The sequence below is a fragment of the Bacillus infantis genome (genome assembly GCF_008180445.1).
Taxonomy (GTDB): Bacteria; Bacillota; Bacilli; order Bacillales; family Cytobacillaceae; genus Bacillus_AB; species Bacillus_AB infantis_B.
The window spans coordinates 45597-61937 of record NZ_VTER01000011.1 but is presented as its reverse complement, the minus strand read 5'-3'; the positions used below and the strand labels follow the sequence as shown (position 1 = coordinate 61937).

Genomic DNA, 16341 nt, shown 5'->3' with positions numbered 1-16341 from the left:
CATTTCGTGATCCTTCCCCTGTCACTTTTTCTTATTTTTGCCGAGAATGAAAATCGGCTCAAGCTCCCCGTTTTCATAAAGAAATGATAATGCCGTAATCGGCACCCTTCCGCTTGCAAAGAAGCTCATATTCATCTGTGCAAGGACATCATAGCCCGTATTATTCCGCACATCCGCTATGATCAGGACATCCTGATGAGGAACGGCAAGTGCCATTTCACCGGTTATCTGCTGCTCCATGCTCTTCAGAAAAGCTTCATTGAGGATGCGGCTCGCATCATAGCCGTCATTTGCATTCAAAAAATAAAAGATATTGCCGGCCACTTCGTCCTTTTTAATCCCGGTTGACAGGGACCTGACATTGAATAAGGCAATCTCCCTGATCCTTTCAGCTGTCCAGCCCTCTTTTTCCATAAGCGCTGAATCAATGAGCCTGTAGGTTTTGCCCTGGTCAAGGGCATAATAGACCCTTGTTTCTGCTGTATGTTCGTCAAACAGGAACGAGATTCCTTCTTCGGATTCCTGTGGAAAAGAAGTTGACCTGATGACAGGGAAGATATTTTTTTCATGGCCTTCAAGCCCGGATTCTCCCGACATGGCCCTGAGTCCTTCTTCCACATAATAGGCCACCTCTTCAATCGCCTTGTCCTTCTGCTCCTGCCATTTAGCAATGATGCCAGGCAGCGAAATGGTGATCCCTTTGCCCGTTCCTGTATTTTCGATCCGGAGGGTATCCTTTTTTTTATCAAATTCGAAAGACCGGTTATCAGCATCCAGCCTTTTGGTTAATTCATCCTTCATTTTCCTGCTGTCCATTTTCATCCTTTTTCCCTCCTTAACGGGAAATTTCTGCAGTTTCCATTGTACAATAGAAAGCCCTCCATCTCAAAGAAGACGGAGGGCAAAAGATATCAGCGGCTGAGGCCGGCGATGAAATTCTCGATTTCTTCCTGTGTTTTCCTATCCTTGCTGACAAAGCGGCCTGATTCCTCTCCATCCCTGAAGGCAATGAAGCTAGGGATTCCGAAGATATCAAGCTGCCCGCACAAATCAATATATTCATCACGGTCTACATATACAAAGGTATAATCGCTGAACTTCTCTTCTACCTCTGGAAGGATCGGTTCGATGATGCGGCAGTCAGGGCACCAGTCTGCTGAAAACATAAAAATATGCTGCCCCTCATTTTTCATTTGTTCAAACTGTTCCATTGATTCAAGCTTTTTCATTTCTTTTTCCTCCTGTCTGGATCAGCATATCATCATGTTTGATCCAGCCTTTTTTCCTCATATACTCAGATAATAACAAGCTTATCGCGGCTGGTCCAACAAAATGCAGCATGACTATTTTCAGGAGGACAGCCGAGCTGAATCCCATTGCTGTCACTGTCATGATCTGCCCGACAAGGCCGGCTGTCCCCATTCCCGCACCTGCCGCATTGTTCTCGAGAACAAATAAAGTGGTACCAAGCGGTGCAAGAACTGCCCCCGCAATGGTCGGCGGGAGAAGGATCAACGGATTCCTGATGATATTCGGCACCTGCAGCATTGAAGTCCCAAGCCCCTGGGCAATGAGGCCGCCTACTTTATTTTCCCTGTAGCTGCTGACTGCAAAACCGACCATTTGGGCTGCACATCCGATTGTTGCCGCCCCTGCTGCAAGCCCGTGCAGATCAAGCATCAGCGCAATGGCTGCACTGGAGATAGGTGCTGTAAGGGCGAGGCCCATCAGCACTGCCACAATGATCCCCATTAAAATCGGCCTTTGCTCCGTCCCCCACATGATCATGCTTCCAAGACCCTTTAACAGGAAGCTTATTCCGGGTCCGATCAGCGCTGCCGTTCCATAGCCGGCCAATATCGTAACAAAAGGCGTAACAATAATATCGATTTTCGTCTCCTTGCTGACAAGCTTCCCAATCTCCACAGATATCAATGCAGCAGCAAAGCTTCCAGCCGGTCCGCCCAGCGCTGCCCCGGCTGCTCCGCTTGCAACCGCAGCGAACAGTACGAGCGGCGGTGCATTTAGTCCATAAGCAACAGCAACGCCGATTGCCGGCCCCATGAGCCCCATCGCGAGCGTCCCCATCTCTATGAAGAAACTCCCGCCAAATCCTGCCGGCAGCTGTTCTCCCACTGTCTTAATGATCAGTCCTATAATCAGAGAAGAAAACAAGCCTAATGCCATGCTGCTCAATGCATCTATAAAGTAAACCCTCGCAGACAGGCTGACCCCTTTTCTCTTCAAAAACTCTCTCATGTAAAATCCCCCGTTCATTCTTCATTGTCATGTGTCAAGACAGATGTTACAACCTATATTGTAAGCATGCCTGGGGTAAAAAGGAAGGAAAAAATACTTGAACACTCCTAGTATGGGTTCATAAAGCTTTGTAGAATCTGCTTTACTCTGTTTTTTTGATTTGATGCTCCTGATTTCACGCAAAAAAAATAGCAAAGGGCTCACCCCTTTGCTTGCTTATTTTATCTGGACAGAGTTGACGATATCAATCATCAATGATGCATCTGCTTTCAGGCTGGAGGTCTTTGTTTCCGTTGTAATCTTGACCCCATCAGCTCCGACAATCAATTCACTTCTGTCATCATCCAGCTTTTTAATAAGAATAAATCCGAATCTGCCATCATATTGGAAAGACTCATCCACCTCATAGCTTTCGTTCTGAAGTTTTGCAGACTCATAAACCACCTTGCTGCCTTTGCCCTCATTCTGGTTATAAAACAGGATATATGTTTTGCTTCCATTTTTTAAAATTAGATTGTTTGGGCTCTCTTCTTCAACCTCGACACCAAAAGGCAAATAATAGTCTATCTCTTCATTTTCATTATTTGCATCCTTGGGCTTTTGGGTGAAAGCTGTCTCCGCTGCCTTCTTCGCCGCTTTCTGCTCCTCTTGGAAGGATGCAGAACAGGCGCTCAGGAACAGAACGGAACATATCATAAGCAAGGCGGTGATGCTGATTTTTTTCATACTATTTTCCTCCCTGCTGGAAAAAATATCGTCCTTTTCTATCATAACCGTCTTTTTAATTATCTGACAACCCCTCCTGCCGGTTTTTCAGGCCTGTGGACGGTTTGTTATTAACAGAAGTGGTAAAATGTAAGATATCTACCAAAGAGGAGGAAGTATGATGGAATTGACAGTTTATCTGGCAGGCGAGATTCATACAGACTGGAGGGGAGAGCTGAAGGAAAAAGCAAAAGCCCTCCAGCTTCCGGTCCATTTTGTCGGACCGATGGAGAACCACGAGCGCTCCGATAAGATTGGGGAAGAGATACTTGGGGAACAGCCGGGCCCTGTTTACCTCGACCAGGCTTCTTCAAGCATCAACAATCTGCGGACCCAGCTGCTGATGGAAAAATCCGACCTGGTCATTGCCCTTTTCGGCGAGCAGTATAAGCAATGGAACACGAGCATGGATGCCAGCACTGCCGCCGCACTGAAAAAGCCGCTGATCCTGATCAGGCCTGAAAAACTGCACCACCCGCTTAAAGAACTCTCGCAAAAAGCAAACGCAACAGTCGAAACCGTAAATCAGGCAATCAAGATTCTTTCATATGTTTTTGAAGAAAATTGAAATGCGGAAGCGGCTTGAACAGAGCCGACAAGCATAAGACGAGCAGGATGAAAGGTTGTTCTTTAACCTTTTAGCCTGATCGGCTTATGACTCGAGGCTCTAGCCGCTGGAGCTGGACAATCGAAATGCGGAGGGCGCTTGCTCAGCCCCGACAAGCATAAGACGACCGGGAATAAAAGGCGTTCTTTGCCTTTAATTCTTGGGCGGCTTATGACTCGAGGGGTTAGCGCCCGCAGCTGGACAATCGAAATGCGGAAGCGGCTTACTTAAAACAAACTGGGGAGAGGCGTTAACGCCTCTCCCTATTTCTGTTCCGGTACTCCAGCTGCCCGGCGAGCAGTCTGACAACATGCGCAAACATTTCTGCCCTGTCGACCCTGCCATTTGTAAAAACACCGATGGCTCCTTCTTTTTTCCGGATGTTTTCTTTTTGGGCATATTCATCCATGACAGGTCCAAGTTCACGGCCGGCGAGCAGCTCTTCGGCAATTTCCTGCGGAAGGGGGATCCTGGCCCCGCCCGCTACGATTATTTCTTTGCCTTTTTGCGCAAGCGCCCCCCAATTGCAGAGAAACAAACCTGCAGCTGTGTTCTGGACCCCTCCTTCCAGGCCGATTCCTATATCGCCTCCTCCTTCTTTCAGTGCAAGCTCCGCTCTTTGTACAGCCCCTTTAATCGTTTCGTCATCTGTAAAAGGCTGGTCGCTCACACCGGAAGGTACATCCACAGAATCGACTTCAATGCCGCTTTCATTGAAAATGGCTTCCACCGCACCTATTTTCGCCGGATTTTTAGAACCTATTATAATTTTCATAAAGCTGTTCTCCTTTTTTCATTGCTGCAATCTATATTGCCCCATTTTGACACATTGAAAAGAGGCAGCACTGCTGCTGCCTCCGGGCTGTTGTTTTTACGCGTTCTCGCGGATGGATGCGACAGTGGCTTTGTCGCAGGATTTAACAAGCTTGACCAGAAGCTCTTTTGCTGCCGCATAATCATCCACATGGATAATGGAAGCGTGGGTATGGATATAACGGGAGCAAATGCCGACTACTGCACTTGGCACTCCTTCATTCGAAGTGTGGACACGCCCTGCATCTGTTCCGCCCTGGGAAACAAAATACTGGTATGGCACATTATTCTTTTCAGCTGTATCCAGCACGAATTCCCTCATGCCGCGGTGCGTAACCATGGAGCGGTCCAGAATGCGAAGCAGCGCACCTTTCCCAAGCTGGCCGAATTCCCTTTTGTCGCCTGTCATGTCATTCGCAGGGCTTGCATCCAATGCAAAGAAAATATCAGGCTTGATCATATTGGCGGCTGTCTGCGCACCTCTCAGCCCGACTTCTTCCTGGACTGTCGCACCGGAATACAGGATATTCGGCAGCTTTTCGTCTTTCACTTCTTCCAGAAGTTCGACCGCAAGCCCGCATCCATAACGGTTATCCCAGGCCTTCGCCATGATTTTCTTTTCATTTGCCATTGGCGTGAACGGACAGATAGGGATGATCTGCTGGCCGGGCTTAATGCCGATTTTCTCTGCATCCGCACGGTCATCTGCACCGATGTCAATCAGCATATTTTTAATATCCATTGGCTTGCTGCGCTTGGCTTCATCCAGCAGGTGCGGAGGGATGGAACCGATGACGCCTGTGACAGGGCCATTATTGGTCATGATCTGCACCCTCTGGGCAAGCAGGACCTGGCTCCACCAGCCGCCAAGGGTCTGGAAGCGGATCATACCGTTATCGGTGATGGAGGTAACCATGAAGCCAACCTCATCCATATGGCCTGCCACCATCACAGTCGGGCCTTCCTCATCTCCCCTCTTTACTCCAAACACTCCCCCAAGCTTGTCCTGGACCACTTCATCTGCATACTGGCCAAGCTGCTCTCGCATAAACTTGCGGACTAAATGTTCATTTCCCGGCGCTCCCGGCAATTCTGTCAGTGTCTTAAAAAGCTGCAATGTTTGATTGTTCATTGTACCTGCTCCTTTAATGGGATTTATCATCATTATTATGTATACAGTTATTTTACAGAACTTTCTTACCTCTTACCACCTTTTCCTCCTAACCGTCCCCCGGATATGGTTCCATGTTCCGTCACTTTATGTGAATTCCTTTAATATATCCGGTTACATTTGGTAGAATGGAATAAAGAACAACAATGATGGAAAAAGACGGAGGGGCAGATCATGAACTGGAAATCATTTTTGCTTGGTGTTGGAGTCGGAGCAGCAGGCGGCTTGGCTGTGAAGGAATTAATGGCAGATAAAACCGCGGTTTCTCCAGAGAAAGCGCTTGACCAGGCTAAAGCCGCTTTCAAGAAAAATGGCCCGATCAGCGGATCATGGATACATATGCAGCCTGAACCTTATGAGAAGCATGGGCTTAGCTATAACGTCTATAAAGGCGGCATTTCAAGGACAGCTGATGGAGAGGTTTCTCAATATGAGTTTGTCGCAGACAGCCGCACCGGAACGATTTTGGATGCCTACCCGCTGTCTTAGAGATTGCAAGCTGGAAAAAAGGCCGGATTCTTTTATCCGGCCTTTAGCTTGCCTTTATCTGGTGCGTTTCAGCTCTTCCTTCAGCTGTTTATCTCCGTCCCATTTCACCGCCCGGAAATAGGCATCATGGTAAAACGTAAACCATGCATCCCTGCTGATTCCGTACTCAAGCCATTTCTGCTTTGCAGCGATTGAGTCCATCGGATAATCGTCAAAGGCAAGAACCCATAGAACATTCTGGTGGGCATGCGTCGGCATGATGTCTGCCATATGAACGATTGTTTCCCCATCTTCCTCAATTAGAATAATGGAATGCCCATCACTGTGACCGCCTGTGTGGACCATTCTCACTGGACCGAAGCTCCATTCATCTTTGAATGTGATCACCTGGTCCTCTATCCCGCTCCAATTTTCTTTCCAGTATGTATTCCTGGACCGGATGTTCGGATTGCGCATCTCTTCCCACTCGGTTTCCGATACAATGATTTTTGCATTGGTGAACACTGGTACAGATTCTTCTCCTTCAAGTCTGGTAAGGCCGCATGCATGGTCGAAATGCAGATGGGTCATCAGTACATAGTCGATATCCTCCGGGCTGAGGTTATGCTCTCCGAGGGATCTTTCAAGGCTGGATTCTTCTGTCACTCCGTAGTTCCGCTTTTGCTTTTCGTTAAGCTTGCCTGAACCGATGCCTGTTTCTATGAGCATCTTTTTTCCGTTAGCTTCCACAAGGATTGGATCTGTCCTCAGTTCGATCTGGTTTTTTTCGTTGCAGGGGTATTTCTTTTCCCACAGTGCTTTTGGGACAACGCCGAACATGGCGCCGCCATCCAGATGTGTGACCCCGCCGTTGAGCCACGTGAGCTTGACTGTTTTTAATTTTAAGGTTTCCATTTGGACACTCCCTTTTTCAGCAGATTGTATGTATACCTGTTAGTTTATCATTAAGAGGGGAGTTGGTGGAATATTTGATCTTTTTTGCTTGCTTCTTCTGAGAAAAAGTATCTGCTTTCCCATTAGTTGTTAATTTCCGTTCCAGGCACTTCGCTTTCCGCGGGGCGGAGTTGAGCCTCCTCGCGCTTGCGCGCTGCGGGGTCTCAACATTTCCGCTATCTCCCACAGGAGTCTGCGTGCCTTCCACTCCAATTAACAGTCTTTCAAACTTTTATGGCAGTATGCCCTCGCCTATTTGTATTCGATAAAAACCTTAATTTTATCCTAAGCGCAGAAAGCAGATAAAAAACAATTTGATCTTTTCCGCTTGCTTCTTCTGAGAAAAAGTATCTGCTTTCCCATTAGTTGTTAATTTCCGTTCCAGGCACTTCGCTTTCCGCGGGGCGGAGTTGAGCCTCCTCGCGCTTGCGCGCTGTGGGGTCTCAACATTTCCGCTATCTCCCACAGGAGTCTGCGTGCCTTCCACTCCAATTAACAGGTTTTCAAACTTTTATGAGTATGAAGACCAAGCCTTTTTGTTTCCAAGGCAATTTATCCCAACTTAATTACATAGATAGAAAAAACAAAAAGAGCACGAAATATCCGTACCCCTTTTGTCTATACCAGCGCTGCCGGCCAGGACAAGCGCTCCATAATTATTGATATCTCACTTCAGAGCGGTAGATTCGGCTGCCTCTGCCGGAGAATTTTTCTTCGTATTCGGTCATGATGTTGCCTTCATAGTCGCTGTTGTGAAGGTCGAGGCTGACGTAGGTGAGGAGAAGTCCGTATTCGGAGAAGCTTGTCAGTGAATATTCGAACAATCCCTGGTTATCAGTCTTGAAATGGATTTCTCCTTTATCGACAAGGATGCTTTTGTAGACATCAAGGAAGCTTTTGAAAGTGAGCCTTCTTTTTTCATGACGGGTCTTTGGCCAAGGGTCTGAGAAATTAAGGTAAACCCTGTCTACGTCCCCTTTATCGAAATACTCAGCCAGGTTCTTGGCATTGGCATTCATCAGCTTAAGATTTGGAAGCTCTTCTTCAATAAGCTTATCAAGGGCAGTCACGATGACGCTTTCTGCCAATTCTATTCCGATATAGTTGATATGAGGATTGGCCTTAGCCATCCCGGTGATGAACCGGCCTTTTCCTGTACCTATCTCAATATGGAGAGGCTGGTCTGCCCCAAATACTTCAGCCCATTTTCCTTTATGCTGATCCGGCTCCAGGATCACATATTGCGGATGCTGCATTAATTTATCTTTAGCCCAAGGCTTGTTTCTTTGTCTCATGAGGACACCCCTAAATAATAATATCGTTCAAACAATACCATGCCTTCCCTATCGATGCAACCCTCGTTCAGGAAGGATCGGGGAGCATCCGGCCGCATATGTAAGGGCACTGTCTGTTAAAGCGCGTTCATCTTATGTTACCGGAAATATCTCCTGTATATCAATCGAAACCGCGTTTTTCATTTATATGATGTTTTGTTAAGGTTTTAAGAGTGTACTCGAACGGAAAAACCCGAGCCTGAAATGCTTTTCCTTCAGGCAACAAAAGGAGCTGGAAATATACATGGGAAAATTGATTGAGACAGGATTGGAAATGGCCGTCCTTTTAGTTATAGGCATCATGTTCCTTGGCTACAGTGTGACTGTCTATCCGTATGAGAAGCTTAGGAACAGAAAATGGACTCAGAAAGTCAGATCAAAGAGGCAGAGCCTTTATATCGGCAAGCCTGTCAACCATCTATAAAAGATAAGCTGATGAATAATAAAAAAAAGGAATTCACATGATAAATGTGAATTCCTTTTTTGTTGGTGCCTCAATCCCATTCATGTACAAGTAGAAAGGATGCTGAATCATATGCCGCTGTGCCATACAGATCAACTAACCCTGCTGAGGGATATATTAAGCAGCCATCAGACAGACTGCTGCGGATCGGTTTCAGAGTGTGAACAATTGGAGCGCTTGGTAAAATCCCTCATGGTCAATGCAAATATCGGCCAGGAGGTAAGGACAGTACTGGAGCAGATTTACAGCTACAGCCAAAACGGCGCCGGCTCTGCCAATCTCGACGGCCATATAGAGCTGCACCAGCAGGAGCTCTCCCAATGGGTAGAGAGCATTGACCAGCTTTCCTAGCCCAGGTCAAGCTCCTTGATGAACTGGATCCACTTATCCATTTCTTCATATCTTCCCTTGCTTTTATGCCATTGAATCGATGTCAGAGTCTGGGCAGCCACATACCATTTCATGCGAAGGGCAAGGGAGGATGTCAATTCCATGCCATACCTCTTCAGCCAGGAATGCCATTTATCACGGGGGATATACCAGTATAAGAGCATCCCGAGATCAATGGCAGGGTCGGCAATCATCGCCCCATCCCAATCAATCAGATACAGCTGGTCGTTCTCTGTGAGCAGCCAGTTGTTATGATTGACATCGCAGTGGCAGACGACCATATCTTCACAGAAGATATTCCCCTTCTCCTCTTCAAGGAACCCGAGGGCTTTCCTGACAGCATCCAGTCTGCTGATTTCTTCATCCAGCTCTTCTGTGACCGCGTTCAGTATTGCCTCTGGCTTCAGGGGGGATTTTCCCAGCCTGCTGAGCATGCCAAGGAGCGGCCTGGAGTCATGGATTTTCTTGAGAAGCCTGGCTACCCGTTCATCTTCCATATCCCCCGGCTTCAATTCCCTTCCGGCAAGCCATTGCTGGGCTGTTATGACGTCCCCATTTTCAAGCCTTTTTGTCCACACAAGCTTTGGAACAATTCCTTCTGCTGACAAAACAGCGAGAAAAGGCGAAGAATTCCGCTTCAAGAATAATTGCTGCTCTTCATGCTGGGCAAAAAATGCTTCACCTGTCGCTCCTCCGGCAGGAACTATCTCCCAATCTTGTCCAAATAAATGTTCCAAAATTGTTCACCTACAATGTTTTTCTGCAAATTAAATGCGAGTAAGGAAAGTGCAAGGCCCGCATCTCAGCCAGGCCTTTTACAGTCTCCTATCTATATATGCGGAACTGCATAGAAAGCAAAGCCTGCTCCTGTCCATTCCGCCGCTAATTGATTAAAGGACTATTGTATAGAAAAGCAAAGTAAAATAAAAAAAAGCTATTGAAGCAAATGTCCTGCAATAGCTATCTTATAAATTTTATCTCTTAGCGTGTTTTCTAGTCAAGTCAATCAGAGATAAAAACAGTATTTTATTATAATGATTTCTTTTTCAATTTTTATGGTTTGATCCCGATTCAGCCCCGGGCGGGCAAAAGGGCAGCTTCTTTCACCTTCTGGCAAGGATCAGCAGGCTGCATGGGGCAATTATTGCAGCGCCCGAATTCACAGTATTTACCGGTTCTGCACCCGCCCTGTCTCCGTCCGCCAAAACTTCCCATTCTCCTTCAGCAGGGAACTTCCGCTCTTCCCGGGAAGGATTGAAACATACCCTGATGGAATCATAGCCCCCGAATGCCCTGATATCCTGCAGCTCGAATGCAATCATCGGCTCTTCTGCCTGGATGAACTGCATATGCCTACTGATCAGCTCTGTGCTGTGAAAGCGGAAAGCTTTGATATTTTTCCTGATGTTAATCAGCCCTTTTATATAGTCCACATTATCCTGATAGTGAAGCCGGCGCTCCCAATCAAGCCAGTTGACCTCATTTGGCGACCGATAGCTGTTGCTGTCCCCATTTTTTGTCCTGAAGAACTCCTGTCCGCTGTGAAGGAAAGGAATTCCCTGTGCAAGGATGACCATTGCCGTCGCAAGCCGGTGGTGCTTCTCCTTGAAACCCTCTCCCTCTTCAGGGAAACATGCGCCAAGCTTATCCCACAGTGTATGATTATCATGCGATTCGGCATAATTTACAGACTGCCCTGGAGAACGGAAGAGAGGCTTAGCCTTTTTCCCCATTCCGATGCTTCCGGCAAGAACCTGTTTCGCATCCTCGCGGTAATGTGCATTTCCCAGTGCATAGCCTTTATCATAAATATTGAATGTGCTTCCCTTAATAGAATCCCTGAACCAGTCATTAAACTGGCCGATCCTCCCGAGCTTGGCCTGGTTGCGCAGATTGGCCTTATGTTCCTGCGGGAGAGGGGTGTTAAGGTCCCACCCTTCTCCAATGATGAGAATATGCCTGCCGGCTTCATCTGCAGCTTGCCTGACCTCCTGCATCGTCCCGACATCCATGATTCCCATCAGATCAAAGCGCAATCCATCAATTTGATATTCATGCAGCCAGAACTTCACGGAATCGACGATGAACTTCCCTGCCATCTTCCTCTCAGAGGCAAAATCATTGCCTACCCCGGTTCCATTTGAAGGCATCCCGAACTCATCGTGCCGGAAGTAATAGCCTGGTACAAGCTTTTCAAAATCCGATGATTCCCTGATATAGACATGGTTGTACACAGCGTCCATTATGACCCGCAGTCCCTGGGAATGGACAGCTGAAATCAAGTCCTTCAGCTCACGGATCCGCAAATACGGGTCTGCCGGATCCTCGGAGTAGCTGCCATCAGGCGCGTTGAAGTGGAGCGGGTTATAGCCCCAGTTATAATCCGATTTTTCCCCAAGTTCATCCACCCCCGCAAAGTCGTTGAAGGGGAGGAACTCGATATGGGTCGCCCCAAGCTCCTTTACGTAGGAAAGGCCGGTCGAACAGCCCTCCGGCCCCTTTGTACCCAGCTCTGCCGCACCGCGGTATGTGCCTTTTTTATCCGCGCCGCTCCCTGGGTGGATGGTAAAGTCCCTGATATGGGTTTCGTATATAACCGCATCTGTATCATGTTCCAGCTCCGGAAGCTCGTGCTCAGCCATCTTTATTTTCCCGGGGCTGGCAACAACGGCTTTCTCCCCATTGGCCGTAAGTGCGGCAGCATATGGGTCTGCAGCCTCCCGCCACTCAAGATCGATGCATACCTTGTAAGAATAGGCATGAAGCTCAAGATCTCCCTCGGCACAATAGGACCAGACCCCGTAATCCTCTCTGTCCATCGCATATTCCGTAATCCCCTTCCCTGGCTCCTCTAACAACAGCCGGGCTTGAGTGGCAGTAGGGGCCCATAGCTTGAACACTGTCTGTTCTTCTGTATAAAAGCACCCCAGGCTACCGCTGTAATAATATTTTTCATCAAATGCCTCTGTCCGGATGACAGATCCGATCTGAAGGTCTGTCTTCCCCCCATGTTCATCATGGATCCAGCAGGTTGTTCCGAGATCCAGATCACCTTCGAAGGTGCAAATATATTTAATCTCCTCTTCCAGTTCCTGCCGTTCTTTAATGATTAGTTCCTTCTTCCCTCCCAGACCTGAAAGAGCAAATACAGAACAGCTGCCATTATAATAAGAACGGGGAAGCAGGATGGCAATGATATTCAATTCATCAAGATATGCACGATACATCCGTTCCACTGTGATCATCGTCTCACTCCGCTTCTCTTCTCGGCTTTCCTCCGAGTACTTCCTTATTACCTGTAATACAGGCTGCCCCAAACCTTGCCCAGGGCATTTTGTAAAGGGTGCCTTAACAGCTTTTCACACGTTTGAGCCCAAATCGGGATGAAACACTAACATGTCCTTTTGATAGTCGTCCAGGCATGTATTTAAGATCATGCAGCCTTATTCAGCTTCTCCCCACTCCGGGCGTTTCACACAGGTTGTCTGGCAATATTGCAGGAGGATCTGCGCGCTTTTAAGCTGGTTATGCTTGATGGGGGACGTGTTTTTCCTCATAGCTTCAAACCACTCCTCGAATCCGCGCTTCTCAATCAGCTCTGCCCCATATGGTACATTCGGATAATCAAAATAGCCTTTCCGGCTTACTAATACTTTATGTACAGGGAAATCGATTTCATACATTTGAAAAATGCTCTTTACAATTTTTTCTGTCCGGTCCAGTGCGATGAGCGGATTCAGTATTTTCTTTTCTTCCTTTCCTGTCCTTTTTAACCAGAAATGCTCCTTGGAACCGATGAAAACAGCCTGCTCATCTTCTTCCATAAAGGAAAGGCAATAGGCCCCAGTCGGCGTAATAAAGACCGACTCTGCCTCCACAGGCGCTTTTTTCAAACGGAATACAGGCTTATAAAGAAGCAGATAGGTGTCCGGAAAACGCTGAAGGAGGAAGCGGAGCTCGGGGTCATAGAAAAAGGATCTCTGAACAAATGATTTTTCCATGATGGTCGAGCTCGCCCACTTCATTTGAAATTTAAAAAGCTGATCCAGGAATTGCTGCTTCAATTCATCTGCCGTATCCGGCCTTGAGGCAAACTGCGGATCAAAATCGAGCTTCTCTTCCACTGCCTTTTCTGGAACCGGCAGCTGTTCAGCTTCCTCTGACTTCCTTTTCAGACTGAATATTCCCTTGATCTTCTCTGACAGGGGCTGCTTTTCTTCCAGCTTCCAATCATCCTCTGCTTGTCCCGGTTCAGGGCCGAAAAACCGCCCATCGTTATTTTCCCATGCGTCAACAAGCTGTGCCCACCGCTGCTTCTTCAGTCGGACATATCTGGAAGGATATAAAAAGATATCCTGTTCATAGCGTGAAATATAATCCTGTAGCTTTATTAACTGTCCCATTCCCTCTGCCTTCCTTGTTTCCTTGTATTTTATTTCAGTGTATAAACCTCGATTGCTTCGTATTTAGGACTTCTATCCATATGCGTCTGATATAAAACCACTTCTGCCGCAGGAAATGAGATTGACTCTGTTAAAACAGATGTATTTCCCAAAAGGCCCGGTTCAAAAGGGCTGCTGCCTGCCCACTTCCTTGCCAGAGTGATATGCGGCTTAAATGGCCGGGTCTCCAGCTGAAAGCCTGCTTCCTTACAGGCATCAAAAACTTTCTTCCTTACCTCGTCAAGCCTGGGCTGGGCAGCTGTGTCCGCCCAAAAGATCCTGGGCTGATCCGGCTTTCCGAAGACGCCAAACCTTGAGGTGGATAAGCTGAAAGTTTCCTCTTCCTCAAGTGCCTTCCTGACAAGCCTGGCTGCATGCTGCAGCTGATCTTTCCCGGCATTTCCCAGAAAGGCCAGCGTAATATGATAATCCTGATAATGGACCCATTTTTTAAATTCAAGCATTCCTGCTGCCGCTTCGCATTTCAGCTTCAGCTTATCTTTGGCATCCTCAGGAAGCCGCACAGCAAAAAAATAATGTGTTAACATCAATAAAACGCCCTTTCCACGACATTTCTATTTATTTTAACAAAATTTGCACAGCCGGGAACAAAAAGCTGCCGGAAAATCCTTAAGATTTGATAGCCTTCCCACCTTTTAGGTATGATTATGGAGCAAAGCATGAAATGAAAATCATTTAGTTTTCCCTCCTTTTGCATGAGAATTGCTGAAGGAATGCAAAATAGCTTTATTATTATTTTTAGAAAGGAAGAGTTTTATGAAGGTTGTAGACAACCTGTCTGACTTGATTGGCGACACGCCGCTCGTGAAGCTGAACAGGCTGGCTCCAGAGTATGGGGCAGCCATTTATGCCAAGCTCGAATTTTACAACCCGAGCAAAAGCGTCAAAGATCGGGCAGCTTTTAATATGATCATTAAAGCAGAGGAAGAAGGAAGGCTGAAAAAAGGGTCAACCATCATTGAGCCTACAAGCGGGAATACCGGGATCGGACTTGCGATGAACGCTGCTGCACGCGGCTATAAGGCCATACTTGTTATGCCTGATACAATGACACTTGAACGGATCAATCTGCTGAAAGCGTACGGTGCGGAAGTGGTCCTCACACCGGGTGATGAAAAGATGCCGGGATCGATCAAAAAAGCGCTGGAGCTTGCTGAGGAAATCCCGGACAGCTTTGTCCCGATGCAGTTTGATAACGAAGCAAATCCAGATGCCCACAGAACATCAACTGCACTTGAAATCATTGATGGGATGGAACAGATCGGAAAGCCCCTGTCTGCTTTCGTCGCGACTGCAGGCACAGGCGGAACGATCACTGGAACCGGAGAGGTGCTGAAAGAGAAATATACGGGTCTTGAGGTCCACGTTGTCGAACCGAAGGGCTCTCCAGTCCTTTCAGGAGGGAAGCCAGGGAAGCATAAGCTTGTTGGCACCAGCCCCGGCTTTATCCCTGAAATCCTTAATCAGGATGTATATGATGAAATCCACCAGATTAAGGACGAAGAAGCTTATGACACTACAAGGAGGCTCGCCAGGGAGGAAGGCATCCTTGTCGGCCCTTCCTCAGGGGCAGCCTGCTTTGCGGCCATCGAAGTCGCCAAAAAGCTCACACCCGAAGATGTAGTCGTCTTCATTGTGTGTGATACAGGGGAAAGATACCTTTCCAGCGACCTGTTCCGTTTTGAGTAAGATAGAATAAACAGCTTTATATGAAAAAACCGGCCACGCCTCCTGATCTGGAGTGCCTGGCCGGTTTTTTTTCAGCTGTTCAATGCACCTGTTTGAATGCTTCCGCATTCCTTTTCGATTTTTTCGAGGAATAGGCCTTGCAGCTTCTGCGTCAGCTTTCCTGGCTTACCGTTCTTCACAGGACTGCCGTCAATCCCGATGACCGGCATCACTTCAGCTGTTGTGCTGGAAATGAAGATTTCGTCTGCACCAAGGAGCTCATCAATCGTGAATGCTTTCTCCTCAAACGGAATATCATTCTCACGGGAAATCTCGAGCACTTTTTGCCGTGATATCCCGTTAAGGATATAATGGTCAGCCGGATGTGTCACCAGTTTACCGCCGCTCACAATAAAGATATTAGATGAGCTGCCCTCGGTCACTGTATGGCCCCTGTGCTGGATGGCTTCAAAGCACCCGGACTGGGCTGCCTTCTGCTTGGCCAGCAGATTGCCAAGCAGGTTAAGGCTTTTAATATCGCAGCGGAGCCAGCGGATATCTTCAGTCACTATTGCCTTGATTCCCGATTTCATATTCTCCTCCGGCCGCGCAGCTTCACGGGTATAGGCTACGAAAGCGGCAGGGACTTCACTGCCCGGAAAGGCGTGATTCCTTGGCGAAATGCCCCTTGAATACTGAAGGTAGACTGTTCCGAAACCAATCTTGTTCTTCCCGATCAGCTCTTCCAGTTTCGTTTTGAGCTCTGCCTTTGTAAAACCAGGGTTCAGTCCGATTTTTTCACAGCTTTCAGACAGCCTGTTCAGGTGTTCCTCAGCTGTAAACATTTTGCCGTTATATACCCGGATTACTTCATAGACACCATCGCCAAACTGATAGCCTCTGTCTTCGATGTCAACCTTGGCATCCTTGCGTTCAATCAATTTCCCATTCAGGATAGCATATTCCACTTCCGTTCCTCCCCTATA

At 47.4% G+C, this 16341-nt stretch carries 18 protein-coding genes; 5 read left to right on the top strand and 13 right to left on the bottom strand.

Going from position 1 to position 16341, the window contains the following annotated elements:
• Nucleotides 1-21: 21 nt before the first annotated feature.
• From FZD51_RS19770 to FZD51_RS19755, 4 genes are all read right to left on the bottom strand, one after another.
• Nucleotides 22-822 (bottom strand): DUF1444 domain-containing protein, encoded by an 801-nt coding sequence (locus FZD51_RS19770; protein ID WP_148976343.1) that lies wholly within the window; start codon nt 820-822, stop codon nt 22-24.
• An 89-nt stretch (nt 823-911) separates the two neighbouring features.
• On the bottom strand, nt 912-1229 hold the full coding sequence (locus FZD51_RS19765) for a thioredoxin family protein (RefSeq protein ID WP_009795378.1): 318 nt from the start codon (nt 1227-1229) through the stop codon (nt 912-914).
• Nucleotides 1216-2259, bottom strand: a complete 1044-nt coding sequence (locus FZD51_RS19760) for a PTS sugar transporter subunit IIC (RefSeq protein ID WP_148976342.1) — start codon at nt 2257-2259, stop codon at nt 1216-1218. Before FZD51_RS19760 ends, FZD51_RS19765 begins: the two co-directional genes overlap by 14 nt.
• Nucleotides 2260-2475: 216 nt before the next feature.
• On the bottom strand, nt 2476-2985 hold the full coding sequence (locus FZD51_RS19755) for a hypothetical protein (RefSeq protein WP_148976341.1): 510 nt from the start codon (nt 2983-2985) through the stop codon (nt 2476-2478).
• Between the two features lie 160 nt (nt 2986-3145).
• Between FZD51_RS19755 and FZD51_RS19750 the strand changes: the two genes are divergently transcribed.
• Nucleotides 3146-3592 (top strand): YtoQ family protein, encoded by a 447-nt coding sequence (locus FZD51_RS19750; protein ID WP_094766874.1) that lies wholly within the window; start codon nt 3146-3148, stop codon nt 3590-3592.
• A gap of 289 nt (nt 3593-3881) precedes the next feature.
• Here the strand turns inward: FZD51_RS19750 and FZD51_RS19745 are convergent, their stop codons facing one another.
• Together FZD51_RS19745 and FZD51_RS19740 are read right to left on the bottom strand one after the other, a co-directional pair.
• Nucleotides 3882-4406, bottom strand: coding sequence for a DUF84 family protein (locus tag FZD51_RS19745; RefSeq protein WP_148976340.1), 525 nt, complete (start codon nt 4404-4406; stop codon nt 3882-3884).
• 96 nt (nt 4407-4502) lie between these two features.
• Nucleotides 4503-5576, bottom strand: coding sequence for a M42 family metallopeptidase (locus FZD51_RS19740; protein ID WP_148976339.1), 1074 nt, complete (start codon nt 5574-5576; stop codon nt 4503-4505).
• A 213-nt stretch (nt 5577-5789) separates the two neighbouring features.
• Here FZD51_RS19740 and FZD51_RS19735 point away from each other — a divergent pair, with 213 nt between their 5' ends.
• Entirely contained in the window at nt 5790-6104 is a 315-nt protein-coding gene (locus FZD51_RS19735; RefSeq protein WP_009795384.1) for a PepSY domain-containing protein, read from the top strand.
• A 54-nt stretch (nt 6105-6158) separates the two neighbouring features.
• On the opposite strand, the gene FZD51_RS19730 is transcribed toward FZD51_RS19735, so the two are convergent.
• Both FZD51_RS19730 and trmB read right to left on the bottom strand, forming a co-directional pair.
• Nucleotides 6159-6998: a YtnP family quorum-quenching lactonase gene (locus FZD51_RS19730; RefSeq protein WP_148976338.1), complete on the bottom strand. Its 840-nt coding sequence runs from the start codon at nt 6996-6998 to the stop codon at nt 6159-6161.
• 695 nt (nt 6999-7693) lie between these two features.
• On the bottom strand, nt 7694-8332 hold the full coding sequence (gene trmB / locus FZD51_RS19715) for a tRNA (guanosine(46)-N7)-methyltransferase TrmB (protein ID WP_148976335.1): 639 nt from the start codon (nt 8330-8332) through the stop codon (nt 7694-7696).
• A gap of 283 nt (nt 8333-8615) precedes the next feature.
• Here trmB and FZD51_RS19710 point away from each other — a divergent pair, with 283 nt between their 5' ends.
• Entirely contained in the window at nt 8616-8795 is a 180-nt protein-coding gene (locus FZD51_RS19710) for a hypothetical protein (RefSeq protein WP_009795231.1), read from the top strand.
• 111 nt (nt 8796-8906) lie between these two features.
• Nucleotides 8907-9185 (top strand): YtzH-like family protein, encoded by a 279-nt coding sequence (locus tag FZD51_RS19705; protein ID WP_148976334.1) that lies wholly within the window; start codon nt 8907-8909, stop codon nt 9183-9185.
• Here FZD51_RS19705 and FZD51_RS19700 read toward each other — a convergent pair.
• The 4 genes from FZD51_RS19700 to thpR all read right to left on the bottom strand — a co-directional run bounded on the left by FZD51_RS19700 (nt 9182) and on the right by thpR (nt 14214).
• Nucleotides 9182-9961, bottom strand: a complete 780-nt coding sequence (locus FZD51_RS19700) for a phosphotransferase family protein (RefSeq protein WP_148976333.1) — start codon at nt 9959-9961, stop codon at nt 9182-9184. The two genes, FZD51_RS19705 and FZD51_RS19700, sit on opposite strands and share 4 nt — an antisense overlap.
• A gap of 366 nt (nt 9962-10327) precedes the next feature.
• Nucleotides 10328-12469 (bottom strand): type I pullulanase, encoded by a 2142-nt coding sequence (pulA, locus tag FZD51_RS19695; RefSeq protein WP_148976332.1) that lies wholly within the window; start codon nt 12467-12469, stop codon nt 10328-10330.
• A 198-nt stretch (nt 12470-12667) separates the two neighbouring features.
• Nucleotides 12668-13627: an NERD domain-containing protein gene (locus FZD51_RS19690; protein WP_148976331.1), complete on the bottom strand. Its 960-nt coding sequence runs from the start codon at nt 13625-13627 to the stop codon at nt 12668-12670.
• A 29-nt stretch (nt 13628-13656) separates the two neighbouring features.
• Nucleotides 13657-14214 (bottom strand): RNA 2',3'-cyclic phosphodiesterase, encoded by a 558-nt coding sequence (gene thpR, locus FZD51_RS19685; protein WP_148976330.1) that lies wholly within the window; start codon nt 14212-14214, stop codon nt 13657-13659.
• Nucleotides 14215-14443: 229 nt separating this feature from the next.
• On the opposite strand from thpR, the gene cysK reads away from it, so the two are divergent.
• Nucleotides 14444-15376: a cysteine synthase A gene (cysK, locus tag FZD51_RS19680; RefSeq protein WP_148976329.1), complete on the top strand. Its 933-nt coding sequence runs from the start codon at nt 14444-14446 to the stop codon at nt 15374-15376.
• 71 nt (nt 15377-15447) lie between these two features.
• Here the strand turns inward: cysK and dat are convergent, their stop codons facing one another.
• Nucleotides 15448-16323: a D-amino-acid transaminase gene (gene dat / locus FZD51_RS19675; RefSeq protein WP_148976328.1), complete on the bottom strand. Its 876-nt coding sequence runs from the start codon at nt 16321-16323 to the stop codon at nt 15448-15450.
• Between the last annotated feature and the right edge of the window lie 18 nt (nt 16324-16341).